30 protein-coding genes are annotated in these 26,539 nt (G+C 45.1%); 17 read left to right on the top strand and 13 right to left on the bottom strand.

Annotated features, from left to right (window positions below; all coding sequences use genetic code 11):
* Positions 1-206: 206 nt before the first annotated feature.
* The 8 genes from thiM to HUG20_RS05575 form a co-directional block, all read right to left on the bottom strand.
* Positions 207-995: a hydroxyethylthiazole kinase gene (gene thiM / locus HUG20_RS05610; RefSeq protein WP_246476551.1), complete on the bottom strand. Its 789-nt coding sequence runs from the start codon at positions 993-995 to the stop codon at positions 207-209.
* Positions 996-1,113: 118 nt separating this feature from the next.
* Positions 1,114-1,938 (bottom strand): ectoine/hydroxyectoine ABC transporter ATP-binding protein EhuA, encoded by an 825-nt coding sequence (gene ehuA, locus HUG20_RS05605; RefSeq protein ID WP_281392516.1) that lies wholly within the window; start codon positions 1,936-1,938, stop codon positions 1,114-1,116.
* Entirely contained in the window at positions 1,935-2,603 is a 669-nt protein-coding gene (ehuD, locus tag HUG20_RS05600; RefSeq protein WP_200088999.1) for an ectoine/hydroxyectoine ABC transporter permease subunit EhuD, read from the bottom strand. Before ehuD ends, ehuA begins: the two co-directional genes overlap by 4 nt.
* The gene (gene ehuC, locus HUG20_RS05595; RefSeq protein ID WP_200088997.1) at positions 2,600-3,268 is read right to left on the bottom strand and encodes an ectoine/hydroxyectoine ABC transporter permease subunit EhuC; all 669 of its coding nucleotides are present in this window, start codon (positions 3,266-3,268) and stop codon (positions 2,600-2,602) included. Before ehuC ends, ehuD begins: the two co-directional genes overlap by 4 nt.
* A gap of 88 nt (positions 3,269-3,356) precedes the next feature.
* Positions 3,357-4,208, bottom strand: coding sequence for an ectoine/hydroxyectoine ABC transporter substrate-binding protein EhuB (gene ehuB / locus HUG20_RS05590; protein WP_200088995.1), 852 nt, complete (start codon positions 4,206-4,208; stop codon positions 3,357-3,359).
* 267 nt (positions 4,209-4,475) lie between these two features.
* Entirely contained in the window at positions 4,476-4,952 is a 477-nt protein-coding gene (locus tag HUG20_RS05585; protein ID WP_200088993.1) for a hypothetical protein, read from the bottom strand.
* 26 nt (positions 4,953-4,978) lie between these two features.
* The gene (locus HUG20_RS05580) at positions 4,979-5,554 is read right to left on the bottom strand and encodes a GNAT family N-acetyltransferase (RefSeq protein ID WP_200088991.1); all 576 of its coding nucleotides are present in this window, start codon (positions 5,552-5,554) and stop codon (positions 4,979-4,981) included.
* Positions 5,555-5,747: 193 nt separating this feature from the next.
* The gene (locus HUG20_RS05575; RefSeq protein ID WP_200088989.1) at positions 5,748-5,945 is read right to left on the bottom strand and encodes a cold shock domain-containing protein; all 198 of its coding nucleotides are present in this window, start codon (positions 5,943-5,945) and stop codon (positions 5,748-5,750) included.
* A 519-nt stretch (positions 5,946-6,464) separates the two neighbouring features.
* Here HUG20_RS05575 and HUG20_RS19390 point away from each other — a divergent pair.
* The 7 genes from HUG20_RS19390 to HUG20_RS05545 all read left to right on the top strand — a co-directional run bounded on the left by HUG20_RS19390 (position 6,465) and on the right by HUG20_RS05545 (position 12,654).
* On the top strand, positions 6,465-6,596 hold the full coding sequence (locus HUG20_RS19390) for a hypothetical protein (RefSeq protein ID WP_281392515.1): 132 nt from the start codon (positions 6,465-6,467) through the stop codon (positions 6,594-6,596).
* 54 nt (positions 6,597-6,650) lie between these two features.
* Positions 6,651-8,390 (top strand): carbon starvation CstA family protein, encoded by a 1,740-nt coding sequence (locus tag HUG20_RS05570; protein ID WP_200088987.1) that lies wholly within the window; start codon positions 6,651-6,653, stop codon positions 8,388-8,390.
* Between the two features lie 193 nt (positions 8,391-8,583).
* Positions 8,584-8,847: a cory-CC-star protein gene (locus tag HUG20_RS05565; protein WP_200088985.1), complete on the top strand. Its 264-nt coding sequence runs from the start codon at positions 8,584-8,586 to the stop codon at positions 8,845-8,847.
* Positions 8,848-8,947: 100 nt separating this feature from the next.
* Positions 8,948-9,142, top strand: a complete 195-nt coding sequence (locus tag HUG20_RS05560) for a hypothetical protein (protein WP_200088983.1) — start codon at positions 8,948-8,950, stop codon at positions 9,140-9,142.
* Positions 9,143-9,264: 122 nt separating this feature from the next.
* Positions 9,265-10,986, top strand: coding sequence for a carbon starvation CstA family protein (locus HUG20_RS05555; protein ID WP_200088981.1), 1,722 nt, complete (start codon positions 9,265-9,267; stop codon positions 10,984-10,986).
* Between the two features lie 11 nt (positions 10,987-10,997).
* Positions 10,998-11,918 (top strand): ArsA family ATPase, encoded by a 921-nt coding sequence (locus HUG20_RS05550; RefSeq protein ID WP_200088979.1) that lies wholly within the window; start codon positions 10,998-11,000, stop codon positions 11,916-11,918.
* A 484-nt stretch (positions 11,919-12,402) separates the two neighbouring features.
* Complete coding sequence (locus HUG20_RS05545; protein WP_200088977.1) at positions 12,403-12,654, top strand: hypothetical protein; 252 nt, start codon at positions 12,403-12,405, stop codon at positions 12,652-12,654.
* A 135-nt stretch (positions 12,655-12,789) separates the two neighbouring features.
* Here HUG20_RS05545 and HUG20_RS05540 read toward each other — a convergent pair whose 3' ends face one another.
* The gene (locus HUG20_RS05540) at positions 12,790-14,001 is read right to left on the bottom strand and encodes a DUF418 domain-containing protein (RefSeq protein ID WP_200088975.1); all 1,212 of its coding nucleotides are present in this window, start codon (positions 13,999-14,001) and stop codon (positions 12,790-12,792) included.
* Between the two features lie 180 nt (positions 14,002-14,181).
* Between HUG20_RS05540 and HUG20_RS05535 the strand changes: the two genes are divergently transcribed.
* From HUG20_RS05535 to HUG20_RS05520, 4 genes are all read left to right on the top strand, one after another.
* Complete coding sequence (locus tag HUG20_RS05535) at positions 14,182-14,403, top strand: DUF1659 domain-containing protein (protein ID WP_200088973.1); 222 nt, start codon at positions 14,182-14,184, stop codon at positions 14,401-14,403.
* A 23-nt stretch (positions 14,404-14,426) separates the two neighbouring features.
* Positions 14,427-14,645 carry a DUF2922 domain-containing protein gene (locus tag HUG20_RS05530; RefSeq protein ID WP_200088971.1) on the top strand — a complete coding sequence of 73 codons (219 nt, stop codon included), beginning with the start codon at positions 14,427-14,429 and terminating at the stop codon, positions 14,643-14,645.
* Positions 14,646-14,787: 142 nt separating this feature from the next.
* Positions 14,788-14,919 carry a YvrJ family protein gene (locus tag HUG20_RS05525; protein WP_200088969.1) on the top strand — a complete coding sequence of 44 codons (132 nt, stop codon included), beginning with the start codon at positions 14,788-14,790 and terminating at the stop codon, positions 14,917-14,919.
* Between the two features lie 349 nt (positions 14,920-15,268).
* Positions 15,269-15,934, top strand: a complete 666-nt coding sequence (locus tag HUG20_RS05520; RefSeq protein ID WP_200088967.1) for a lytic transglycosylase domain-containing protein — start codon at positions 15,269-15,271, stop codon at positions 15,932-15,934.
* A gap of 27 nt (positions 15,935-15,961) precedes the next feature.
* Here HUG20_RS05520 and HUG20_RS05515 read toward each other — a convergent pair whose 3' ends face one another.
* A complete protein-coding gene (locus HUG20_RS05515; RefSeq protein WP_200088965.1) occupies positions 15,962-16,738 on the bottom strand; it encodes a carbon-nitrogen hydrolase family protein in 777 nt (258 codons plus the stop codon).
* 39 nt (positions 16,739-16,777) lie between these two features.
* A complete protein-coding gene (locus tag HUG20_RS05510) occupies positions 16,778-17,503 on the bottom strand; it encodes an isocitrate lyase/phosphoenolpyruvate mutase family protein (protein ID WP_200088963.1) in 726 nt (241 codons plus the stop codon).
* A 345-nt stretch (positions 17,504-17,848) separates the two neighbouring features.
* Between HUG20_RS05510 and HUG20_RS05505 the strand changes: the two genes are divergently transcribed.
* The 5 genes from HUG20_RS05505 to HUG20_RS05485 all read left to right on the top strand — a co-directional run bounded on the left by HUG20_RS05505 (position 17,849) and on the right by HUG20_RS05485 (position 23,129).
* Positions 17,849-18,244, top strand: a complete 396-nt coding sequence (locus HUG20_RS05505) for a helix-turn-helix domain-containing protein (protein ID WP_200088961.1) — start codon at positions 17,849-17,851, stop codon at positions 18,242-18,244.
* Between the two features lie 390 nt (positions 18,245-18,634).
* A complete protein-coding gene (locus tag HUG20_RS05500) occupies positions 18,635-19,102 on the top strand; it encodes a flavin reductase family protein (protein WP_200088959.1) in 468 nt (155 codons plus the stop codon).
* A gap of 175 nt (positions 19,103-19,277) precedes the next feature.
* A complete protein-coding gene (locus HUG20_RS05495; RefSeq protein ID WP_200088957.1) occupies positions 19,278-20,855 on the top strand; it encodes a spore germination protein in 1,578 nt (525 codons plus the stop codon).
* Entirely contained in the window at positions 20,852-22,027 is a 1,176-nt protein-coding gene (locus tag HUG20_RS05490) for a Ger(x)C family spore germination protein (protein WP_200088955.1), read from the top strand. The genes HUG20_RS05495 and HUG20_RS05490 overlap by 4 nt, the downstream gene beginning before the upstream one ends.
* 16 nt (positions 22,028-22,043) lie before the next feature.
* On the top strand, positions 22,044-23,129 hold the full coding sequence (locus HUG20_RS05485; RefSeq protein WP_200088953.1) for a GerAB/ArcD/ProY family transporter: 1,086 nt from the start codon (positions 22,044-22,046) through the stop codon (positions 23,127-23,129).
* 44 nt (positions 23,130-23,173) lie between these two features.
* Here HUG20_RS05485 and HUG20_RS05480 read toward each other — a convergent pair whose 3' ends face one another.
* The gene (locus HUG20_RS05480) at positions 23,174-24,628 is read right to left on the bottom strand and encodes an MDR family MFS transporter (protein WP_200088951.1); all 1,455 of its coding nucleotides are present in this window, start codon (positions 24,626-24,628) and stop codon (positions 23,174-23,176) included.
* Positions 24,629-24,660: 32 nt separating this feature from the next.
* Positions 24,661-25,548: a TetR/AcrR family transcriptional regulator gene (locus HUG20_RS05475; protein WP_200088949.1), complete on the bottom strand. Its 888-nt coding sequence runs from the start codon at positions 25,546-25,548 to the stop codon at positions 24,661-24,663.
* Between the two features lie 158 nt (positions 25,549-25,706).
* On the opposite strand from HUG20_RS05475, the gene HUG20_RS05470 reads away from it, so the two are divergent.
* Positions 25,707-26,519 (top strand): PRC-barrel domain-containing protein, encoded by an 813-nt coding sequence (locus tag HUG20_RS05470; protein ID WP_200088947.1) that lies wholly within the window; start codon positions 25,707-25,709, stop codon positions 26,517-26,519.
* Positions 26,520-26,539: the final 20 nt, after the last annotated feature.

Genomic DNA, 26,539 nt, shown 5'->3' with positions numbered 1-26,539 from the left:
AGAAAGAGGGATTTCATGGCACTTGATCTTATTGCAATTATTGGAACCGCTGCAATAATGGTAGGCGCTAGTTTTGTCATGACAGTGGTCTTCTACCGCCTTTCTTCCAACAAAGACACCTAATCACACTGCAAAGCCGTATCATTTGAAGATACGGCTTTCCTGTGCGTGTATTTTCTCCTCGAGTATAAGTTTAAAATGTTGCACTACACTTCTTGCACGTTGGTTTTTCCATAGCTATGATCATCATTGAGCAATCCGAGAGCATCCAAAAAATGTTGTTGGAAGGTGCCAATCCCGTATGTCTTCGAGCATGCGAATGCGTCTTCAGCGGCGAGGCCATATTGGGCAAGCGCATCGGTTGCAGTTCGTACAGTATCTTCGTTGTTTTCCTTTGAGACGATATAGGCCGATACAATAGCTCCCAGCAAACATCCCGTACCAACGACACGCGAAAGCCAAGCGTGTCCGTTTTTTATGAGAAAGGTACGTTCCCCGTCACTTACAGCATCTACTTCACCGGTAACACAAACCACTGTCTCCAACACGTTAGCTGCCTCTTTTGCCAAGGTTTCCGGGAGCATGTCGCTTTTTCCTTCCACGCCATGCATATCCGCCTGCATGCCAATGAGCGCAGCAATTTCCCCGCCGTTTCCGCGAATGGCATCGACCTTTACTTCATCAAAAATTTCCCTGACAACGCGGGTGCGGTAAGATGTTGCTCCGACCGCCACAGGATCTAAAACAACCGGCGTTTGATGCTCATTCGCGGCCCGTCCGGCGATCCGCATGGCCTCATGTTGATATGGGGTCAATGTTCCCGTATTTAACAATAGTCCATCAGCCGTTTGCGCCATCTCCGCTACTTCTTCATGGTTTGCCGTCATAACAGGCGCAGCTCCAACCGCCAACAAGCCGTTTGCCGTGAAATTCGTCACGACGTCATTCGTGATGCAATGAATAAGGGGATTTTTTCTTCTTACACGATCGATCACAAGTCTTCACCCTTTCTATGCGCCGGCTTTCCACCAAGTTTTTATGGCGAAAGCCTTCGCCGATCTTATCTACCGAAAAAAATCGATTCAGCACTCCCTGTGCTGAATCGATTCCCGATTAACTGCCCTCATTAAACCTTCCCAAAAATGATTGCAAGCGTTCACTCTGAGGATTTTCAAGGACATCCCCGGGAGGACCTGCTTCGGCTATTTTTCCATTATCCAGAAAGAGAACGCGATCGGCCACATCCCGGGCAAATTCCATTTCATGTGTAATGATCATCATCGTTGTATCCCCTTCGGCAGCAATGTTTTTGAGTACCTCGAGGACCTCTCCCACAAGCTCGGGGTCAAGTGCGGCAGTAACTTCGTCGAATAGCATCACTTTTGGTTGCATGACGAGAGAACGGGCGATCGCTACACGTTGTTGCTGACCTCCCGACAATTGCGAAGGGTAATTATCAACTTTATCGCCAAGCCCAACTTTATCCAGCATTTCTTTGGCTCTTTTTTTCGCTTCGTCTTTGCTGATTCCAAGCACATGGACAGGCGCTTCCATACAATTGCGCATAATTGACATATGCGGAAACAGATTATATTGTTGAAAGACCATCCCGATCTTTCCCCTGACTTTCCGCAAATGTTTTTCATCCGCGGGGACAAGTTCGCCGTTTACTTCTTTATGCCAAAGCATTTCCCCATCGACTTCGATCGTTCCCTCCGTCGGCTCTTCCAAAGTCATCAACATGCGAATAATCGTTGTTTTTCCCGAGCCGGAAGGACCGATCAAAGCAACTTTTTCCCCTTGTTGGACATCGAGATTCAAATCGTTCAATACGACGGTATCTCCAAACGCTTTTTTGACATCTTTATAGCGGACAATCGTTTGGTCATTCCCTTCTCCCGATGCCTGTTTCGTTTCTTCCGCCATTTTTTCTGTCATGTTTTCACACCCTTTTCAGAACTTCCGGGCAGCTGACCCGATCGTTTTTCCAAATATCGAATGAATAACGCGGATGGATAACTAAGCACAAGGAATAGGACTCCGACAATCGTGACCGGTTCCAGAAAACGGTACGTTTCCGAGCCAATCATCTGTGCCACCGCCAACATTTCCAATACATAAATACCGGACAGCAACGGCGTTTCTTTAAACAGTACAATCAAGTAATTTCCCAACATGGGAATGACCGGCGGTATCGCTTGCGGCAAGATGACTTTTTGCCACGTATGCGCCGTTGAAAAATTCAATGCCTTACTGGCCTCCCATTGACTGGCAGGAACAGACTCGATACCGGAACGATACACTTCCGACACATACGTAGCGTAATGCACGCCAAGCACAATTGCCCCTGTCAAAAACGGACTCATATCAAAGGCAAAATAAACGAAGAATAACTGTACAAGTGGCGGAGTCATACGGATAAATTCGATCACACCCGCCACAAAGAGAGCTAACGGCTTGAAGCTTGATCTTCTAAGCAACGTGAGCACAAGACCAAGTGTCAGGGAAATAAAATAAGCGGCAACAGTAGCCCCGATCGTAACGCCAATGGCGCTCAAGATATCCGGGAATATTTCAAATGCAAACTCCCAATCCCATGTCATGCCGTGCTCACCCCTTTAGACGCCTGTTTTTCCAACCATCTCGTCAATAAGACAAGGGGAAGCGCGATTACAAAATAAGTCAACAATAAATACGTATAAATCTCAACTTGGCTGCTAAGCGCCGTATTCGCTCCTCGAAGAATGTCCGCCCGATATGTCATATCGGCAAGCGAAATAAAGTACACGAGCGAGGTCCCTTTTAATAATTCAATGGAATTATTCCCGATCCCCGGCAACATGATGCGAAACGCCTGCGGTAAAATAACAAGACGCATTCGTTGAAACTTTGACATGTTGAGGGAAATTGCAGCCTCTGTTTGCCCTTTCGGAACGGATAAAACGGCACCGCGAACGACTTCGGACGCATATGCGCCGTAGTTAAATCCGAGCGCGAGTCCGCCGGCCAAAAATGTGGATATCGTAAATGGGGCCAACGACGGAAATACGAACGCAAAGAAAAACATCTGCACAAGCAAGGATGTCCCGCGAAATAACTCGACAAAGATGGTAGCGACCACTCGTACAATCGCAAGTTTGGACGTCCTTGCAAGGCCGGCCACAATCGCGATGGAATAAGCCAATGCAGCACCGAACAAAAATGCTTGTACGGTCGTGGACAATCCTTCTAATATGAAAGGTAAAAATTCTCCAATATTCGTAAACACAAGCACCTCTCCCAAGAGCTGACGTTCTCTTTAATGGAAAAAAGCACGGTGGGCGATTGTTGACACCGTGCTTCTTTTATCCTTGTTTCTATCCTTCACACCGTTCTTCGGTTGTCATTTCATCCGTGACAACATCTTCCTCAGTGAAGCCGAACTCTTCAATAATTTCAGCGATTTCACCGGAATCTTTTAACTCTTGAAGGCTTTCGTTATAGGCTGCACGCAGTTCTTCATCATCGTCACGGAAAACAGCGGCACCATATGCAACCTGCTCTTCTCCATCAATAACCGGTTCCGTAAAATCTTCCGGTTGTTCGATCGCATCTGTATCCGCATTTTCCATCGCTGAATTCATCGTCGCACCCGTCATCACCGTCGCATCAACATCGCCGGTTTCAAGAGCAGCAATGTTCCCGGGAATGTCATCGGCATACTGAATATTATCTTCATCAATGCCAAGGTCTTCAAACATTTCAACCTGGTTCGCCCCCGACATGATCGATACGGTCGCATCTTCCTCTACGATATCTTCATAGCTGTGCAAATCCAGTGGGTTTCCGGCTTCAACAGCCATTCCCTCGCCATAGCTGTATTCTATATCTCCAAAGCTTGCATTTTCGCAACGATCCGGTTGTATATCCATTCCTGCGGTAACAACGTCATAGTTTCCGGCATTCAAACTCGGAATAAGGTTCCCGAATTCCGTAACCGTCGCTTCTACATCATCGATGCCCATATTTTGAAAAACGGCTCTTGCGATTTCCGTGCTTGCACCGGTGGCCGTTTCACCATCCAAATAACCGTAGGGCTCTTCATTGGCAACCCCTACCTGCACAACACCATCTTCCTCAAGATCTTCTACCGTCGTTTCGCCACCGCCGCATGCTGCTATGAGCGCTCCAACCCCTGTCAATGCAAAAATAAGACCCCTTTTTTTCATTTGTCAATTCTCCCCCTCTTAGTAATTTTGGTAATAATGAATGTTTGTCTGATATGTACTACAGATTTTATCTATACTCTGTAGCTTTTTACCATCATACCATATATAACATTTGGTTCAAATTTCCCGTTAAATTAAAATTTTTCTTATAAAAGCTTCATATGCGCTACAATCTCGTTATAATAGATTACATGACTATATCTTATTCTACGGCGATTTTCTTAATCTATGCTTATGATTTTGGGAATATTTCATTGTCAATCGTTTTTATGGTCCTCTGGTTTTATCTTCATCACCCGCTTCCATTCTTTTATGGCGCGTATATACATTCACGTTCACAACGATTAACGCGATCGGAAATAAAGCTGTGAATGGGAATGAGTCCGGTTCAGCATCAATGATAGCAAAATGCTCGAAGACCCCTGTCAAGATAAGGATTCCCCCGACGACCCGCAAACTGATTCGAAAGCTCAAACGATAGGATGCAAACGTTTTTGGAGCCAGGCTTCGCTCGACGTCCAATAAGCCTCGGAAAAAGGGAAAAAACCGTTCAACCACAGCCCTTTCCCCACGCCCTTCGATCATCGCCCAAAAGATAAAGAGCACGCCGAGTGCCGGAACTACGATTGTAAAAGGGAGATAGATAAACAAATACATATACACAAAAAAAACGAGACTAAAAAGGACGCTGACAAGAACATGATCGATCTTTTTTTTACGTCGGTACGATTGTATTAATTCCATGCACTCACCTCTTGCTGTAGCACTTCTCACATCCCGCCCCTCACCTTCTCACCTCTCATATACCGTATCCATTCTTCCCGCAATAAACTGTATTGTACGAGGTCATGATAGTGGTCATAGAGCCATTCCCCATCACGAACGACTCCTTCAAAACGGAAGCCGAGCCTTTTTGGGACCGCCTGGCTTTCATAATTCGTCACTCCACATTGGATTTGCACACGGTTTAATTGATAATCGTTAAATACGATCGCCAATACCGCTTGTGCAGCTTTTGTCATAATGCCTTGTCCTGTATACGCCTCGGAAAGCCAATAACCCAGTGATGTCTTTCGGTTCATCCAATCGATATCATGTAAACCGATAACGCCGACAAGCACGCCGTCTTTCTTAATCCCCGCCTGAAACCCCCTGCCATCCGCATATTGTTGGAGCCACGCATGAATAACAGGTTGATAATCCGACACAGTCTTCATGGCATCGACCCACGGCAACCATCGCCTAAGATGGCCACGTGACGCGTGAACCGTAGAATATAATTCCTGTGTATGTTGAACCTCAATAAGATGTAAGTACAGGTTTTCGCCCAAAGTTACTTTAAACATGATAACTCCTCTCCCAAAACCAAAGCGGGAATGGAAACAACGATTTTTAGAAAACTTGGCCTTTCGCCAAGCTTTTATGGTGAAAGCCTTCGTCCAACTTATGCAGGTAGAAAGCTGATTTATACGTTCTTACCTGCTAAAAAAAGCGATCCCGTGATTGATGTATGCACGGAATCGCTATTCCTATGATTCTCTATTGACGTACAACGTTAGCCGCTTGCGGGCCACGATCGCCTTCAACAATTTCAAATTCTACCGTTTCACCGTCATCCAACGTTTTGAACCCTTCAGCCTGGATCGCGGAAAAATGAACGAATACGTCATCTCCATCCTCCCGTTCGATAAACCCAAACCCTTTTTCTGCGTTAAACCATTTTACTGTGCCTTTCATCTCGTACAAAGGCCTCCTTAAACTAAAATTCTGAAGTGATTATACGATAAACCCTGTTGGATCTTTTGATCGAGCAGAGGCCTGTGGTTCACAGGTCGTTTATCACTTTCACATTAATACGGTAACACGTTTAAGTACCTATTGCAACAGCTCATACAAGTAATCACCGAATTTTTTTAACCTTATAACATTATAAAAATAATGTTTTATCAAAACAAGGAGCTATGGGGGCAGCAACAAAACGTTACAGCCTTTGCAAAGCGAGTTGACCACCAATCTGTTCGTTTACTATCTTTTACCAATGTTCCCCTACAACACTCTTTTTTATTTTCTGGTATTTTTCTAATCGACCGTCCATATCATGAAATATGGAAAACGATTTCATAAATAGGGACTGCTGAATAACGGAAAAAGACTGGCACATAAGCATTTTCCGTTGGTGTTGTCAAAGCTGGATGCAAGGAAATCCATCCTATAAGCAAAAAAACCCTTGCACTTCTGGCAACGTACGGAGGGATGGTGCTGCAATGGCGAGACTCCAGCGGAAAAACGGACGCGTCAAGCCCCCGCAGCGCCGGTTTTGCGCGAGGAGGCTTGACCGTTCGTCCGCGGAAAGCGAAGCCATGGAAGCGGCATCCCGGCTGCAGCTGATAGCTGCAAGTTGTTCAGCATTCCCTAAATATTCATAAAGGATGTGAAAGATGTATGTCGGGAATAGGAGTAGCTGCCATTGGACTCATCATATTTGCACTGGGATACTTCTACTACTCCAAGTTTGTTGCCAAAAAAATTTATCGTCTCGATCCCGATTTTGTCACTCCTGCTCACCAGTTCAACGATGGCGTCGATTTTGTTCCGACGAAAAAAAGCGTTGTCTGGGCGCATCATTTCACCTCGATTGCCGGAGCCGCACCAATCATGGGGCCGGCCATAGCGGTTTATTGGGGGTGGCTGCCCGCTTTCATCTGGGTCGTGCTTGGAACCGTCTTCGCTGCCGGCGTTCATGATTTTGGCGCCCTCGTGATGTCTGTGAGGAATAAAGGACGGTCGATCGGCACACTTGCCGAGCGTTTAATCGGCAGGCGTGCGAAATTGCTGTTTTTGTTTATTATTCTCATTCTCGTGTTGATGGTTAATGCCGTGTTCGCCTGGGTAATTGCCAACTTGTTCATCACATTTCCGGCCAGTGTATTATCGATCTTCATTCAAATTCCGCTAGCCGTTATGATTGGCATATACTTTCTTCGGCGAGGAAAGGGATTGCTGCTCCCATCCATCATCGCCTTAATTATCATGTATGGAACAGCCATGATTTCAAGCGGTATTCCTGCCTTGCAAATCGATCTTGTCGGTTACTTCGGCGGTGAAGATGCAACGGTTGCCTTTGGTCTCGATGCCGTCTCGGTGGCGTTTTTCATTTGGATCTCCATCCTGATGGTTTACGTTTACTTCGCTTCTACGTTGCCCGTATGGAAATTATTGCAGCCGCGTGATTATATTAACGCGCACCAACTCATTCTGGGGCTTGCCGTTTTATACCTGGGACTGTTGATTACCAACCCGGATGTGGCAGCACCGGCCACTCGTTCCGTCGATGATGTTTCCTGGTTCCCGCTACTCTTTATAACCATAGCTTGCGGAGCTATATCCGGCTTTCACTCGCTCGTCTCATCCGGCACGACATCGAAACAGCTAGACAGGGAAACCGATGCCCGTCCGGTTGGTTATGGGGGCACAATTGGCGAAGGAGTGCTCGCTCTCCTTTCGATCGTCGCCGTTGTCACATTGTTTTCGACGCAAGAAGAGTTTCTGTCCACGTTTTCAAGTTTCAATGTGGCCAATGAAATTGGATTGAACATGTTCATTGAAGGTGCCGCCAATCTCGCTGCTGGCCTCTTCATTCCGGAAGCAATGGCTCAAACGATCGTCGCGGTCATCGTCATTAGTTTTGCGGCCACAACACTGGACACCGCCGTTCGCTTAATGCGCTACATTATTGCTGAGATCGGCCGTGAATACAAAGCTTTCGCACTAACGAAGAAACATGTCGCAACAGCCATCGCCGTCAGCTCAAGCATGGCACTCGTGCTCCTGCCGGGAGACGAAAGAGGGTTTGGCGCCGGAGGTTATCTTCTCTGGCCATTGTTTGGAACATCCAATCAACTACTTGCCGGCATCGCACTATTGCTCATTACCATTTGGCTTCGCAGGCAAGGCCGGAACTATCTGGTTACGTTCATTCCTATGGTTTTCTTGCTCTTCATGACCCTATGGGCGATGATCTCTCAAGTCTTCACCGAATGGGCATGGTATGCGGCTGATGCGAATATACTTCTTTTCGCTTTGGGAGCCATCATCCTCATCTTTGCCATCTGGATTTGTTTGGAAGCCTACCTGCTTTTTAAAAATGATAAAACGCAAGGGCTTGAAGATGATGAGCAGTGAATTGCTCTTTCATCGCTTCAACATTATTTGCCGTTTCGGGGTACATTGAACCCCTTACGGTATGATGCATTGATAGGTTCTTCTTTTTAATGGTACCTTCAATCCCCCCCCAATCCTCGTGTCACCTGATTATTTCGTCATTGTGGCTTCATCTGCTACAATGTGAAAAAGACAGTGAAATGGAGGGTCATCATTGGGTTTGAAGGATCAGTTATCACGTGCGCTGGCGTTTTATGATGAAGTGCTTCGGTTGCCGCATCGCGCCGAGATTAAACGGGAGCTTCGGGACGAAAATGATATTTTTTACTTGCTCTCTTTTTCCGAAATGCTCGGTCTTCCGAATCCTGTTTCCTATTATACACTGGAATTATATCCGGAAATGATTGAAGAATTTCATGATTGGCATTTGCGAATGGGCATGGAGAAGTCCCCATTGGACGGTATTCGTTGTTGCTAAGAAGCAAGTTTTACGCTTGCTTCTTTTTTAATGTAGGGACTGCTGAATAACAGAAAAAGACTGGCACTTAAGTATTTTCCGTTGCTGTTGTCAAAGTTAGATGCAAGGAAATCCATCCTATAAGCAAAATACCCTTGCACTTCTGGCAACGTACGGAGGGACGGTGCTGCAATGGCGAGACTCCAGCGGAAAAACGGACGCGTCAAGCCCCCGCAGCGCCGGTGTTGCGCGAGGAGGCTTGACCGTTCGTCCGCGGAAAGCGAAGCCATGGAAGCGGCATCCCGGCTTCAGCTGATAGCTGCAAGTTGTTCAGCATTCCCTAATGTAGTTTTTGTCATTTGCAAAAAAAATGTCTGCCTCCTAAAATAGACGATGAAACGCTTTCAATATTTTTGGTAGAGTAGGATGTGGTCATCAATGTCGGGAATCTTGCTTGCGATCCTCGGTGTGATCGTTCTTGCCCTTGGGTATCGTTTTTATTCCAAATATATCGCGAGACGTATTTACCGTTTGGATCCAAATTTTCAAACACCCGCTCATCAATATAATGACGGTGTTGACTTTGTCCCTACGAAAAAAAGCGTCCTTTGGGCGCATCATTTTACGTCCATTGCAGGAGCTGCGCCAATTATGGGACCAGCCATAGCAGTTTATTGGGGATGGCTGCCCGCCTTTCTATGGGTCATTCTCGGAACCGTTTTCGCCGCCGGCGTCCATGATTTTGGCGCACTTGTCATTTCGGCACGAAATAAAGGCCGATCCATCGGCACATTAGCCAACCGCTTAATCGGGCGACGGGCAAAGTTGCTCTTTTTATTTATCATACTGCTGCTTTTGGTTATGGTCGTCGCCGTCTTTGGGTGGGTGATTGCCAATTTGTTCATCACTTATCCGACCAGTGTTCTTTCTGTGTTAATTCAAATTCCTCTTGCTGTGATTATCGGGATTTACTTTCTGCGCCGGGGAAAAGGAATGCTTCTTCCATCCATCATTGCCTTGGTTGTTATGTATGGAACAGCTGTCCTCTCCACTTACATACCGGCTCTGCAAATCGACCTCGTGCAGTATCTCGGCGGAGAAGGTGCCACCGTCGCTTTCGGTTTGGATGCAGTGACCATGTCCTTTTTGATCTGGCTGCTCATTTTGTTCGCGTATGTCTACGTGGCTTCTACACTTCCCGTGTGGAAATTGCTGCAGCCTCGAGATTACATTAACGCGCATCAAACGTTTGTCGGTTTGACCATCTTTTTAATCGGTCTGCTGTTTTTAAACCCGGAAGTAACGGCTCCGACTACACGTTCCGTGGATGATGTTTCCTGGCTCCCGCTTCTCTTTATTACGATTGCCTGCGGTGCCGTATCCGGTTTCCACTCGCTTGTGGCTTCGGGTACCTCATCCAAGCAATTGAATAAGGAAACGGACGCCCGTCTTGTCGGTTATGGGGGCGCTGTAGGGGAAGGCATAGTCGCGCTTATATCGATCATTGCCGTTGGAACCTTGTTTGCCACGACAGATGACTTTTTAGCGGCTTACCCTAGTTTTAACGTTGCGAACGAGGAAGGGCTCGGCAATTTTATCGAAGGCGCCGCCCAACTTGCCACCGGCTTGTTCGTCCCCGAGGCAATCGCCCAGACGATAGCAGCCGTTATTGTCGTAAGCTTCGCGGCGACAACCATGGACACCGGCACGCGCTTAATGCGCTACATTATCTCTGAGCTTGGCCGTGAGTACAAGGCTGTCACGCTGACGAAAAAACACGTGGCAACATCCATCGCCGTTGGTGCAAGTTTCATACTTGTCCTCCTTCCTGAAGAGGAAAGAGGGCTGGGAGGTGGCGGTTATATTTTATGGCCGCTTTTCGGCACGACCAACCAGTTACTCGCCGGCATCGTCCTGATGCTCATTTCGATATGGTTGATCCGACAAGGAAGAAACTATCTCATCTCGTTTATACCAATGGTCTTTCTCATTGTAATGACGGTTTTTGCTTTAATCACTCAAATTAGTACGGAATGGTGGGGCGATTGGCTGCTCGTCGTTCTTGGATCCATCGTGCTCGTATTTGCCATGTGGATTATCTTGGAAGCCTATGTCCTATTTAAAAATGAAAGAGGCGAAAAGCTAGAGGATGACCAATAAGGAGGCCGTATATGCAAAACCATTCGGTTGTCTTTTTCGGCGGAAAAGGCGGGGTGGGCAAATCAACCTGCTCCGCTGCCTTTGCCCTTTCCGCCGCCCAAAACGGCAAAAAAGTACTGCTCGTTTCCACCGATCCCGCCCATAACCTTGAAGATTTGTTTGCCGTAAGCATTGGAAACACCATTTCGCGGTTGCAAACCAATTTATATGGATTGGAAATTGACGCAGAGGAAGAATCGAAACGATACATCGAAGGAGTCAAGGAAAATTTACAGGGGCTCGTCCATGCCCATCGCGTAAGTGAAGTGCACAGGCAAATCGATATGGCCGCCAATACACCGGGGGCTGATGAGTCCGCACTTTTCGACGCACTTGTGAACATCATCCTCGAACAAACCGGCCAATTTGACCTAATTGTTTTTGACACAGCGCCCACCGGGCATACACTGCGGCTGCTTTCTTTGCCGGAGATGATGGAAGCCTGGATCGATGGCATGTTAAAACGAAGACGTACGGTGAATGAAAATTACAGCCAACTATTGAATGATGGCGATCCTGTGGAAGACCCTATTTATCAAACGTTGATGCAGCGGAAGCAAAAATTTGTGGAAGCAAGAAAATGGCTGTTAGACAAAAAGACCACGGGTTTCGTGTACGTCCTAACGCCTGAACGGCTCCCGATTGAAGAGACGTTGCGGGCGGTCGGACAGCTTGCTCAAGCGAAAATGAACGTGAATACGTTAATCGTCAATAAATGCCTGCCCGACGAGGCCGATGCCTCCGTTTTTTTTCAAAAACGAAAACAACAAGAGCAGCAATATATTCAAATGATTCATGAGCAATTTAAAAAACAAAGGAAAATATTTCTTCCGTTACTATCTGAAGATATCTCTACCCAAGCAAACCTTCGGGACATTTCCGATTATCTATAACGTTAGAAAACTTGCCTTTTCGCCAAGCTTTTATGGCGAAAGCCTTCGTTGCACTTATCAATCCAAAAAGACGGCAGCGCATCCGTCGCCGTCTTTTTTTATCCCGGTGGTCAGCGTCAGCTTTTTTCAGGGTCTTCTGATTTCCGGCTTCCGATGTCTGACTCCCGAAAAAGCGGGCAACTAACACCCCGATTCGCGATGCAGGATGTGCTAGTGTCTCGGCGTTGCAAAACAAACAAGGGTTTTATCAAGTTCCCCAGTTACAGCAAACGATTATAATTTTTTTAATCTATCCAAAAATCCGCCGCAATATTCGCTATAAAAAATCAGGCAATTATCAGTATCTTTGCGTTTTAGGATCTGCCCTCCACTCACTATTCGACAAAAAAGCACTAAAATTTCCTATTATTTATTACAAATTTTAATTTTTTTCTACGGATGTGTTTTATAGAATGAATAAAAAGAGTTGAAAGGAGCTATTTTCATGGAAGACAAGCTAACCAAATTTGAAAGAATTGCAAAACGGCGTACGGAGGAAACCGTAAAAAAAATCCGACTCATCGGGAATTTATCCAATAAGAACAATTATGAGTATACAGATGAGCATTTGGACAAAATATTTGCCGCGCTCGAGGCAGAATTAAAGGCAGCACGGCGCAAATTCCATGGCCATCATAGTTCACCTGAATTTCACTTGAGCTTTGATCCGATCCGCAAACGAAAAAAAACAAGTTAACGTTAGAAAAACGTGGCTTCTCGCCACGTCTTAATGGCGGAAGCCTTAGTTTTTCTTATACTATCATCCATAAATCTATATTTTCTGATAGTGCAAATACCGGAGCTTAGCCAAATGGCCAAGCTCCTTTCTCACTTAGTGCTTGTACGTCCATTTTCGCCACAGCGCTTCCATCGGTCCTTGTTTGAACGTTTGCAAATAAAGGTTGCTGACAATAAGCTGTGCCGTAAAGATGATAACAGCCATTGCCATTCCAATGCCGCTCGATATTTGCCCAAACATCCCTAACCCAAATCCATAAAAAATAAAGATTGCCATGAGGCTTTGCAATAAATAGTTGGTCAATGCCATTCTTCCTACCGCCGCAAACGGCATCAACAGCTTTCTCCATCCCTTAGAGCGTAATATAAGCACGAGGGCCGAAACGTAGAAAAGCATGAGCAGCGGACCGGCGGCATAATTCACTCCTTCGGACATTCCGAATGTAAAATAGGAAGGAAGCGGAGGCAAATCATAATGCAAGGCGGCCATGAGCGCCGTTAATAAAGTCCCGCTCCAAAAACTGTGCACACAAAGTTTTTTCCATTTTTTAAGATTATTTTCAAGATCGTGAAACATTCTTTTTTTCCCCATATAAAGTCCAATGAGGAAGAGGGGCAACACAGCGATTACGTTAACTATCGCTTGCATAAGAACGGGAATGACTTCATTTAGAAATCGGTACTGCAAAATGTCGCCGTACGTTCCGTTAGCCATCACAGCCTCGCCCGAATCTACGCTGCTTTCGAATGCAGCAAAGGACCCCATTCCACTCTCCACTTTGAATTGTAAACCTACACCGCTCAAGCTCGTCAAAAGCAACATAAAAATAGAAGTTGCCCCAAGCAATACAACAATCCAAACCATGATTGTTTTTGACTGGCGATGGATAAAAAGCAAAAGTAAAAAGCCGGCAAGGGCGTAGGTATGTAAAATATCTCCTGACCATAGAAACACCAGATGAAACAAACCGATGATCAACAAAAAAACGAGCCTACGGACAAACATTCGATCAGCGTTGTAATCCTTCTCAATCAAACGGGTATAAAAAATGTAAAAGCCAAGTCCAAATAGCAATGAAAACATCGGGTAAAATTTACCCTCAATAAAGATTGTATTAAAGATGTCAGCAAATGGACTTAGTGTCCCCTCCGGTATCGCCCCTCCCTCAATGTACGGACGCAAATCGATAAAAGCCAGCGTTTTAAACGCGTATATGTTTGCAATCAAAATGCCAAAAACCGCAATTCCCCGAATAATATCAAGTGTATGAATTCGTTCATTCGCAGGTATTTGTGTTGCTTTCATTCCAAGCCTCCACCTAGATATTTAGGCGACTATAACAGCCCGTTAGGCTCTCCCGGGCTTTACAAACGCCTCATTTCAGTACCATTTTACACCTATATGCGCGAAGTTGGAAATCATTAATCATAAATCCCCCTTTTTTTAATCGCCGCTTCGATATGGAAAGTGAAGGGAGGTGAGCACATGAATCCGGAAACAACGAGTTTACAACTAGTTTTTGAGGATGGGGTGGATGAATTCGGAGAGCCTGTCATTTACAGCCGACGCTTTAACAACATCAATGTTGACGCAAGCGACGAGGATATTCAAATGATTGCCTCCGCCATCGCTTCATTGTCCGCCGCTGAATTAAGCGGAGCCACACGCAGAAACGACTACAGCCTGTTACCAGTGGAAGACAATTAATGAAAGAGAAAGGAGTGTAGAGCATGACCGTAGAATTGCAAATGCGATTTCGTAATGAAGAAGGACGAATGGCGACAATATCTGTGAACAACCCTGCGGAGGAGCTTGAATCATCTCAACTGGAGGAAGTGATGGATCAAATCCTTGATCACAGTGTATTTTTCACCTCCGGCGGTCTTCTGGTTGAAAAAGTCGACGCAAGGTTAGTCTCGCGTTCAGTAGAGCAAATGTACGAGGCTTAAGGAGATCGGTAGCTGATTGTCCAGTCGATTTAGAAAACTTGGCTTTTCGCCAAGCTTTTATGGTGAAAGCCTGCGCCCAACTTATGTAGGTAAGAAAGTTGATTTATACTTTCTTGCCTACTTAAAAAGGAGTTTCACATTCATGGAAGAATGGATGTCACTGCTTTTTAACCATGGATTTGCAGCTGTCGTTGCTTTCTACTTGCTGCATCGAATGGAAAAAAAGCTCGACCTATTAATCAACGCTGTTTGTGAACGACCGACACAGGAATAAAGAGAAGCCACTCTTTTTCAGAGTGGCTTCTCTTTAAATGGACAAACCGCTCGGCGGGTCTTGGACAACAGCAATTCTCGATAAGTTTTTTCTCATACCGAGAAAACTGCCCCATTCAATCAAACAATATGGTAAAATTCATAAGGCTAGACTATTTCACGGTAGATCAGCAGGTGACCAATTCATGACACATTGATGATGCCTAGCTGCAAAATCAGTGCTCATGTTAAACTGACATAAATAGATAAAAACGGCTTCGACGAAAATAATAGCATCTTTTGAAGTCTGGTATGACTAAACAAAACAGAAGTGTACGGGCTATATATTTTTAAACGGGGGAGCATACCGGATGGGAACAACGAAAAAGAAAAAAAGAAGCATATCCCGCAAATATTTTGTCAGCATCGGATCGATTTGTGCCCTCTTTTTTCTCGCGGTCGGTATTTTTATGATTGCCCAGACATTCAACGAACAACAAATCGATCGGTTTTTAGACGGAGGAATTTCCGGTTACAGCAATGATGAAATACCTGAACAATATCTTCCTATTTATCAGGCTGCCGCCGAAGAGTACGAAATTCCTTGGCAGGTGTTGCCGGCTATTCATCGTATCGAAACAAAATTTTCAACAATGGATCCAATGGTTTCCCCCGTCGGAGCAGAAGGACATATGCAATTCATGCCTTGTACTTGGCACGGGTGGGGCCATCACTCTTGTGATGATGTAGGAGCTGGAGAGATACCCAGTGCAGAGCTCACAAATCCTGACACGATTGAGATGAATGGTGGATATGGAGTAGATGCAACAGGGAACGGTACCGCCGATCCATGGGATGAAAGAGATGCCATCTTTTCCACCGCTAATTTTTTAGCTGCCAATGGCGTCGATGATGGGAGCGACCTGGAAAATGCCTTATATATGTATAACCGCTCGGAAATATACGTAGAAGAAGTCATGACCTATTACGACATCTATACAAGCGATGGCTACGAGATCGTGGATGGAAATGAGTAAAAAGCAGGATCAACGGAATCCTGCTTTTTACTGGTTTAAATCTCTTAAATACGGCAAAGCATGCCTTTGTTCGGCTACTTCATTGAAATCGATGGTTGTGACAATCGCTTCATCTTGGTCAGAGCTGGCTTCTTTTATCAATTTGCCTTGCGGGGATACGATCCGTGACCGCCCTGCAAATGTATGGGCATCTGTGCCAGTCCGATTTGCCGCAACCACGAACATGCCATTCTCCAACGCTCTTGATCTTGTCGTTATATCCCACACGTGCGCTCGTTGTTCGCTAAACGCGGAAGGCACCAATAATAATTCTGCGCCTTTATTTACCCAAGCTCTTGTCAATTCGGGGAAACCTACTTCGTAGCAAATTTGTATTCCGCAATACGAATTTTTTACGGAAAGCAGGCCTTCGGTTCCTTTTCCTTTCCCAAAACGCAGCTGTTCCTCTTGCCAAAGATAACGTTTTTGGTAGTTGCTCTTGATTTTACCATTCTCGATCACGATGGCTGTATTGTATATCAAACCACTTAGATCTCCGGATTCAATCATTCCGCCGATAAGAGCGACGTTGTGCCGAGCGGAAATATCCGCTAACCGCTTTGTCGCTTCCCCGGGAACAGTCTCCGCCAAAGCTAAATCTTTCTTTTCCACATGATAGCCGGTCGTGAATAATTCCGGTAGAACGATCAGTTCCGCGCCGGCATCAACCGCATCTTGAATGAGCCCTTCAGCAATTGTGAGATTATGCGTTTTATCTCCGGGAATGCAATCCATCTGAACAGCGGCAACGGTTAAGCTCCGCATGGTCCCCCTCCTTCTTCAAGTTACCTCCGGATTTATTTTTCAGGTATCTTTATAGGCCTCGGCATAGATTTTCTTCACTCGATGGATATGTCCTTCCTGTAAAACTGTAGCGTAATAGCCCATGTTTTGCAGTGCTGAGTAAGATAGATCTTGATTATTGTTTTTGTTCAACAGGGCAAGCAATGGTCCATTCGTATATTGAGAAGTGTATAAATATTCTCCCTCTGTGTACAACCCCTGAAACAAGATAAAATCTGCGCCCGCGTGCAGTAATTTGTTTGCTTTGGTTACCGCTGCTTCGATGCCGGTGATCGACGCATTTGCACGAATAGCCATAACAATTTTCACTTCCGGAAAATAATGGTTCACCTGAACGATGATTTGGGTCAATTCTTGAGATGAAGGGTTTTTTTCATCATCGATTTGAATCATCCGGATACCTAACTGACGCAATTCATACACTTGCCTAATAATCTGCTGGCAGGAGCGAGCGTCTAGAGGCAATTGCACGAGCAATGCCAAAGCGCTTACTTGCGTAATGCTCCGCACACTGGCAATCATCTCCGTCGCGTTTAATATATAAGAAGAGGCGTATCCATATAATTTTGATACATCGTCGGCTGAGAGATATGCCATTGGAAATTCTTTATCTTCCACCGCCTGTGCGCTTAACGGATCGTGCGCAGATGGAATTAAAGGGATTTTCCCAGATAAAAAATCTTCGTTCGCTTGTTTTCTCTTTTGTTCTATTTCTTCCCAATGCATGTTTATCGATCACTTCCTTCTATTCGTTCGCAACAGTTCTCCAAAACGTTCTTTCCCATCGTACAATAATTTTCCCACAATATAAATGTTCCTTCAAGGATCAATAATTTTTATTTGATCCTTTTAGGAACTTTTTTTCTTCTGAGTAAATGCTGCCCGTTATAATAGATGGCATGTGATCACCACGTTGAACAAATCGGAGTGTTAGTCGTCCGCTACTTCAGAAGTCTGATTTTAAAGACCAGAGGTCGGAAAAGGCTTTTTCAGGGGCTTCCGATTCCCGGCTTCCGATGTCTGACTTCCGGAAAAGCGGGCGCTTACCACGGGATAAATGGGGAATGATGCATGGACGATTTTTGCGAGCGTCTTAAATATACGCGCGAGTCAAAAAAAGAAAAAGAGGAAAATTGGACACAACAATACGTCGCTGAGCAGATCGGAGTAGCACGAACAACCTATACGGCTTATGAAAGGGGTACGAAACAACCGTCACTCGATACCGTTAATGCACTTGCCGATTTGCTTGACGTGTCTGCCGATTATTTGCTCGGGCGTACAAAAAAGACGAGATACCCTTATAACCAAAGTGCCCCCGGACAATCATTAGAAGCTTTTTATGAAGACCGCAACATAAGTGTTGACGAAAGAGCATATTTGGAAGAAGAATTAGAAAAATACCGCCGTTTAAAGCAAAAATGGAGACCTTCCCCTGACGATGACGAAACATCGAAAAACAACTAAATGAGAGATCCTCTTGCCGATTTGCGCACATATGTTCTTTCTATGTATTCAGTGTACTTGACCGAACATTTTTATGCAAGAAAAAAGCCAGTTGACTAAATTCATTGCTCGAGCCCTTGGGTGCATCTCCGCTTCTTGCGGACGTTCCATTGCTCGAGCACTTTTTTGGTCGCATAGACGCTTTTCTATTCTGTTTTCCACTTTGAAGTTGACCTGAAACCCTTTACTGGCAATCTTACAAAACGGCTGTTATGATGTTTTATGAAGGATTTGATTTTCACAATACACTGCTCAGGTGTACATTTCATATTTTATTATAAGGTTTCTCCATAGAGGCATGGTCTAAACCTGCCTTTTTTTAGCAGCCAGAACGGAGGAGTGACGACATTCATGGATGATTTACAATTTCGGCAGGCAATGGGGAAGTTTTCGACGGGCGTTACCATTCTTTCAACGGAGCATGATGGCAAGCCACATGGAATGACGGCCAATGCGTTTATGTCCGTCTCCATGAACCCAAAACTGGTAGCTGTCTCTGTCGATCATAAAACGGATATGTACGAAAAAATCTTAAACGCAAAAAAATATGCAGTGAGCATTTTAGATACAGCTCAAGCGGAGATATCGAAAACGTTTGCAAAACAATTGCCGGGAAAAGAGCAATTTGCTTTCACTACCTTCCATTCCTTGCCCATCGTTCCCGACGCACTCTGCCACCTTGCCTGTGACGTCGTTCAAGAAGTAAAAGCAGGAGATCATACGATCTTTATCGGTGAGGTCAAGGATATACAAACGAAAAATGAAGTGAATGAAGAACCGCTCGTATATTATCGTAGCAAATATCATACGTTGCATTAATCCAAACGTTCCCCTTGGTAGCTCAAGGGGAACGTTTTATATTATGGCTTTTTTTTATCTCGATCGTGACAATTGCCGAGACTATTGAAATTTCGCTCCCCGAGGGAAGAATATAATGTTGGGACAGTGAGACAATAACGTTTATGCAAAGTTTCGCTGGAAAAGAGTGAAAATCATGCTAAAGCTCCTTAAAAAGCGTTTCCAAAAACGAAACAACGGATGGCCACCTACACCGACAATCACAAGCTATGAACAATTTTTCCCTCTATCAAACGATATGAAAGAAAATGCAACATACATTAACGAACAATTCGGAGAAAGCTCTGATGTGAATATCCATCCCTTTCAGTTTCCCCTCAACGAAAATGAATACATAGAAGCACTACTCGTCTACATCGACGCTTTCATCGATGATCATTCCGTCAGTCGGTATATTCTTGAACCGATCAAAGCATCTAATGCGTTCACGTTAAACGATGAATCATCCATGACAACGATTAAAAATCGCATCAATGTCAGCGAGAGCAAAGAAGAAACCGACCTTAACCGTTGCATTGATGAGGTATTACACCACCAAGCACTTTTAATGATTGACGGGGCTTCGACGGGACTGTTAATGAATGTATCCGGTTTTGAAAAACGCAGCCTCGAAGAGCCGTACACGGAAACATCTGTTAAGGGGCCTCATATCGGGTTTATCGAATCAATTGAAGACAACCTTGCCTTGCTCCGGCGTCACATTCAACATCCCGCCTTAAGGGTGCATATGTTGCAGCTTGGAACGCTGTCGCAGACAAAAGTGGCTATCACTTATATAAATGGGATCGTCAAACCGGGAATCATTGCTGAGGTCAACAAACGTTTACAAAACATTGATGTAGACAGCGTGAACAATGCCGGACATCTGGAGCAGATGATTGAAGATCATCCTTATACGATATTTCCGACCATCGCCAACTCGGAACGGCCGGACAGAACAGCGATGCAATTACTGGACGGCCATTTTGCTATCTTTGTTGACGGTGATCCGATAACGCTGGTCGCTCCAAATCTTTTTATGGAAGCTTTTCACGGCGTCGAAGACTACAGCTCACGGCCTTATTATGCATCGTTTGTACGGCTTTTGCGGATCGGTGGTTTTCTCATTAGCATCACTTTGCCGGCAAGCTTCATCGCGGCTGTTAATTTTCATAAAGAGATCATTCCCTCCGAAATGATTAGCGGAATGAGCGCTTCGAGAGAAGTCGTTCCTTTCCCTGTCGGGATGGAAATATTTATTATGATCATTTTATTTGAAATCGTACGGGAAGCAGGCATTCGTATGCCTCAACCGATCGGACAAGCCGTCAGCATTGTGGGCGCACTAATTGTGGGGGAAGTTTCGGTCACAGCTGGATTAGTGGGAGCCCCTACCATTATCGTTGTTGCGGTTTCCGTGCTCGCTTCCTTTGCCATCACCCGCGTGGCCGACGTTATGGGCATATTGAGATTGGCCTTGTTGCTCCCGGCAGGTTTATTCGGTGCGTACGGGCTCCTCCTTAGCTTACTGGGGCTACTCACCCACATGTTTACGCTTCAGTCTTTCGGAGTCGGCTATATGTCCCCGTTGGCACCTTTTCATTTTCGTGATTGGGGAGATACCTTCATCCGTTTACCGATCCAATGGCGAAGAAAACGACCGCAAAGCATTCCCCATGAAAAGAAGGAAAAAATCAAACGACTGCCGATCGATGATAAGGGGGATCGTCCTTGAAGAAAATCGCAATGATTTGCCTTTGTCTATCATTGTTAATGGCCGCTGCCGGCTGTTGGAGCGGGAGTGATTTGGATGAAGTGGCAATGGTGTTCGGAAGTGGACTTGACAAAACGGACGATGGGTATGAATTGAGTGTTGAAATCTTGCAATCCTCCGGTGAAGTCACAGCTGAAGAATCCGTTCATGAGGGAATCGTGCTTTCCATGGAACGGGAAACCCTTTTCGATGCGGTTCGCAGTATGATTCGTCAAGAGAAGCGACGTCTTATTTTCACTCATACCAACATGATCGTGCTCGGTGAATCATTGGCCGTTGATAACCTCACCACGCCGATCGATATATTGAAAAGAGATCAAATGCCACGTTTGAATAGTCTGCTTTTGATCACAACCGACGATCCGAAAGACATTTTGGAGACGTCCACGATAAGCGGCGACCTGACTTCGATTGAAATGGCCGACAGTATGGAGGGAACCGAGTTTACGGGTGAGTTTAAACCGATGGACTTGAAAACGGTATTTGAAATGTTAAACGCTCCTGTTCCGGCCACTTTTGCTCCTATGGTTCAAATAAATAGCGAAAATGAAGAAACGATTGCCGAGCTGTCCGGTACAGCAGTGATTAACGAGGAGAAAATGGTGGGGACCTTGAATGTGGCGGAAACGAAAGGGTTGCTTTATTTACGCGACGAAGCAGAGAAAGGAAGCATCACAGCAGAATTAACATCCGGAGATAAAGTATCGATGGAAGTGCAGGATGAAAAAGTCTCGATCGAACCTTCCTTAAACGGTGAACAATTAACCGTCGATATAGACATGGAAATAGCAGGAACGTTGGCTGAGGTGCCAAATGACATGATCGTAAACGAACAAACTATCCAGGAGATGGAAGAAGCACTAACGGAAAATATTCGGACATACATGCAAATGGGATTAAAAAAATTACAAAAGGAATTAAAAACAGACATTCTTGATTTCGGCGTCCTCGTTCACCAAAAATACCCGCAAGAGTGGCATGCAATCAAAGATGATTGGGAGGACGTCTTTTCAAACGCCGACGTCAATCTAATGATCGAAACCTCCATTGATCACGAGGGGTTAATCGATCAGGATGATGGCGAGAAGAAACCAGAATTGATTCCATTCTTCTTTTGGGATCACAAAGATTAGTTGAGGAGCAGAGGCCATGTTGAATCGTTGGGAAACGTTGTTTCTAATACTTACAACCGTACCGATCATGGGCCATGTACAAATTTTGCCTTTGATCTATGACATCGCCGGTCGTGACAGTTGGATCGCAACTCTCTTTTCCTTTCCTGTTGGTCTAGGGTTGATTATAGCCATCTACCGGCTGCGTCATAAGTATCCTGATCGTGATGTTCATGGCATCATCCACCATCTTCTGGGCCGCTTTTTTGGAAAAACACTCCTCATTGTGATCGCTTTTTATTTTCTGTTTTTAAGTGCTTTTTCAGCAGCAGCGATCACAGACATGGTTAACATTTCTTTTTTTCCGGAAACCCCGGTATGGGCGTTGGCTATTTTTTTTCTTTTGTTCTGTCTTTATGCAGCTAGTAAAGGAGTCAAAGTGATTGCTTATACAGCCTTGTTTATCGGTGTGTTCGCCCTTTTCACCGGACATTCCATCTCATTTATCGACGTATCTGAAAAAGAATTTAACCATATCTTGCCGCTATTGGAATTCGGGTTTGCTCCCGTCATTTGGGGAGCAGTCGCATTGATTAGCGTGTGGGCAGAGCTCATCTTTTTGCTTTTTCTTCCATTGCAAACGATTCATCGGGAACATTTTTTAAGATTTTGGATCATCGGAGGCTTTGGTATTTTTTTTACGATGCTCTCCACCATGACAGGAACAGTCATGGTTTTTGGCATGGGACAAACGGACAGCTTCAACTACCCTGCTCTGGAAACCGTGCGCATCCTCACATTGGGATTTATTGACCGCTTTGACATCTACGGTTTAATTCTGATGTCCTTTGGTTGTTACATCAGAAGTTCGCTCTTTTTTCTCCTCGGTTACGATCAATTCATTGCTTTTTATCAAGGGCAGAATCGTTGGGTCAGGCGAGGAGTATTTTGGGCATTAGGGTTGCTCGCCGGTGGATTGACCCTCTACATCGCGAATAACCATCTTCGCATCGAGTATTTCACGATGCTGTATACAAACGCGCTCATTTTTGCACCTATCCCTTTCTTGCTTTTGGTTTTTTCATGGTTTAAAAAGAAAAACAGCAAGGAGCTGAGCGTTTAGAGCTTGAATGCCCCGCTTCAGCCACCCTTGCTTGTGTCCCCGTTTCATTTTTTTTCATCAGGATTCATTGCTTTAGGTTCATTAATCGTATCCGGAGGCGCCCCTTTGCCTTTCGGAACAAAGAAAGAAAGGATAAAGCCGATAAACGTGAGAACCGTCGCCAACCAAAACGCCATATTCACTCCGTGCACCATTGCTTCATTCATATTGGGCGCTTGTTCCGGTGCCAATGCCATCGACGACATGACCGTCACGAGTGCAGCTGTTCCGATTGATCCCGCTACCTGGCGCACGGTATTGTTCATCGCTGTTCCATGCGGGATCAATACATTTGGCAACGAATTAATCGCCGCCGTTGTGACCGGCATCATGACGAAAGCCATGCCGAACATCCGAAACGTATTGACAATGGCCAAATAAACAAAGGATGTATCAGCGGTTAATTGGGTAAACATAAATGTCGTCACGGAAACGGTGAACAAACCCAAGATCGCTAACTTTCGCGCGCCAAACTTATCAAAAATCCTACCGGTAATCGGCGACATTAAGCCCATCACCACAGCCCCCGGCAAAAGCATCAACCCGGTTTCAAGGGCTGTAAAATCATTCATATCCTGCATATAAATCGGCAAAATCGTTTGCGAGCCAATCATAGACATAAAGACAATCATGCCAATTACCGTTGCAATCGTGAAAACCCCGTATTTGAAAACACGTACCTCGAGAATTGGTTGCGGAAGAATCAGTTGGCGCCATACAAAAAGACCCAGCGTGATAAGGCCAATAATCATGGGAAGGATCACATGCACATCGGTCCAACCATAGGTTCCCGCAAAACTGAACCCGTAGAGCAATCCGCCAAAGCCTAGAGTCGATAGCAACACTGACAAAATGTCCAACTTTGGATCACGGGAAAATGACACATTTTTCAGCGCCCAATAAGCAACAATCATGTCAAGTAAAGCTAACGGAAAGATGATCCAAAATAAAATCGACCAATGAAAGTCTTCTATAAGGTATCCGGATAACGTCGGTCCAATTGCCGGGGCAAATGCAATAACCAAACCGACCATCCCCATGGCAAAACCTCTGCGTTCAATCGGAAACACCAAGAGAAGAACTGTCTGCATGAGTGGCATCATAATTCCGGCACCTGCGGCTTGGATGATCCGCCCGCCAATAAGAAAAGCATACGTAGGCGAAAGTGCGCATAGTAACGTTCCTAACGCAAACAAACCCATTGCGATAAAAAACAGGCGACGAGTCGTAAACTTTTCTATGAGAAAAGCAGTGATGGGGATCATCACCCCGTTCACGAGCATAAAAACAGAATTAACCCATTGGCCTAAATCAGCGGATATGCCGAAGTCGCTCATAATATGCGGCAAGGCAGTGGCAAGCAACGTTTGGTTTAGGATTGCCATGAATGCACCTGTTAACAATATGGCTGCGATTATTTTTACATTTTTCGTTTCTGATGCATTTGAGTTAGTCGTCATTCTATATACCTTCTTTTATCGTTCGTTGATATTCACTTGGTTTCTCGATTTCGCAACTCCAGTAAGTCATAAAGTTTTTTTCGCTCGTTTTCAATCGGTGCCCATTGCTGCAAGTAAAGCGTCAGTGCATCCAACAAATAGGTGCGCGGATGCCCGGTCTCCGTTTCTTGATACAGTGCCTCCAATGCACGGTCCACATCGGACTGTTGATCGGTATCTGCTTTATTTTTTACTTTTTCCCGAATAATATAGCAAACTTCATCAATCTCTACTTGGACACTCGCCGGTTTCATATCTTTTTGATACATTTCGTAATCGTGCATCACGTCTGATGTTAAAACCGGATTTACAGTGGGCTTTGACTCAATCAACACATCAAGATGTGAAATGATTAAAGCTGCCACATCACGAATAGGCAATGCCTTATGCTCATCCCCCATGAGTACAACATACTCTCTCATTGTTCCCTGAAAGAGCGCGACCCAATCCCAAAGAAAAGGACGCAATTTCTTCTCTCCATACGCGTTTATAAGGCTGTCACGATGCCAATTCATTAACGCGACTCTCGTTCGTTTTAACATCTGCATCATTTCTGCATTTTTTGTGATGGGGACAGCGCGCATGAGGGAATGGACGAGAGAGCGATTATTTTTCATCGCTTCCAGTTCAAGAACAATTTTTTCCTGCAGTTCATCTTTCGGAGCTAACGTTTGCGTAAGATTGATATTTGTCGTTTTCGTCAACCATTGGTCAAGGTTATACTCCAAAGATTTCAGCAATAGCGCTTCTTTTGAAGAAAAATATTTGTACAATGAGGCTTTGGAAATACCGCAACTTTCAGCAATCTGCTGCATAGATGTGGAATAATAACCATCAATCGCAAAGCTTTGCAATGCGTTTTCCATAATCTGCTCTTTCAATCCGATCACTACTTTATATATTATAACTTACGAGTATATTATAAAACCAAACAGTTTTTAATTATATAATTTTATCGCCGGAAAGTCAAACTCCCGGTTTAAAAAACTCCATAACGGAAACATGGTACTAGAAAAGTTATTCAAAAGGAGGTTCTTTCATGCTGATCCGTACTCACGACTTTCAATCGTTTTCCTTATCAGCAGCGGACGAAACGTTTGGATCAGTAACGGATGTTTATTTTGATTCAGCCGGTGAATGGAAAGTCCGTTTTCTTGTGGCCGATACACGACCTTGGTTCATCGGCGGAAAAGTTTTGCTGAGCCCCGAGCTTGTTAATCGTTTGGATATTGAAGCTCAAGAAGTGTATTTCGAAGCGACGAAAGATCAAGTCAAGGATAGTCCGCAACCGAAGGAACATGAACCGATTTCCCGGGCGTATGAAGCCTCGATCCTCGATCACTACGGATTAGGCTATTACTGGGCAGCGCCCAATTACGGCCCGGGGCCGGCACCGATGCTCCCTGGGGGCGGCCCTGTCTCCCCGTTCACGCCCGGCGCGACTTTGGGCGAAAATACGGAAGCAGGCGTCAGTTCGGATATGGTAAAAAAGGCAATTAAACGCGAACAACAGAAAAAGGTGAATGAGGAAGACTTTTACTTGCAAAGCACGAAGGATTTGCGAGGGTATTCGGTCTACGCGACCGAGGACAAAATAGGAACCGTCTCTGATGTCGTTTTTGATACGAACAACTGGCAAGTATGTTTTATGGAGGTGGATACTGCCGGTTTGCTCGCTAAAAATAAATATCTCGTTCCCGTGGAATGGTTCCGGGAATTCGTTCCGGTGGAGGAGCATGCCTACACTCGGTTTGCCGATCGCGATATTGTAGAGAGTGCTCCCGACTATGATGAATCCACGCCTTTGGCAGATGATTACGTCACTCAAATCCACCGTCATTACAGGGGATAGGATAAAAATAACCGTTGCAC

This window comes from Salicibibacter cibi, assembly GCF_016495865.1.
Taxonomy (GTDB): domain Bacteria; phylum Bacillota; class Bacilli; order Bacillales; family Marinococcaceae; genus Salicibibacter; species Salicibibacter cibi.
The sequence above is the reverse complement of the archived record's forward strand: the minus strand, read 5'-3'. Positions and strand labels throughout refer to the sequence as shown.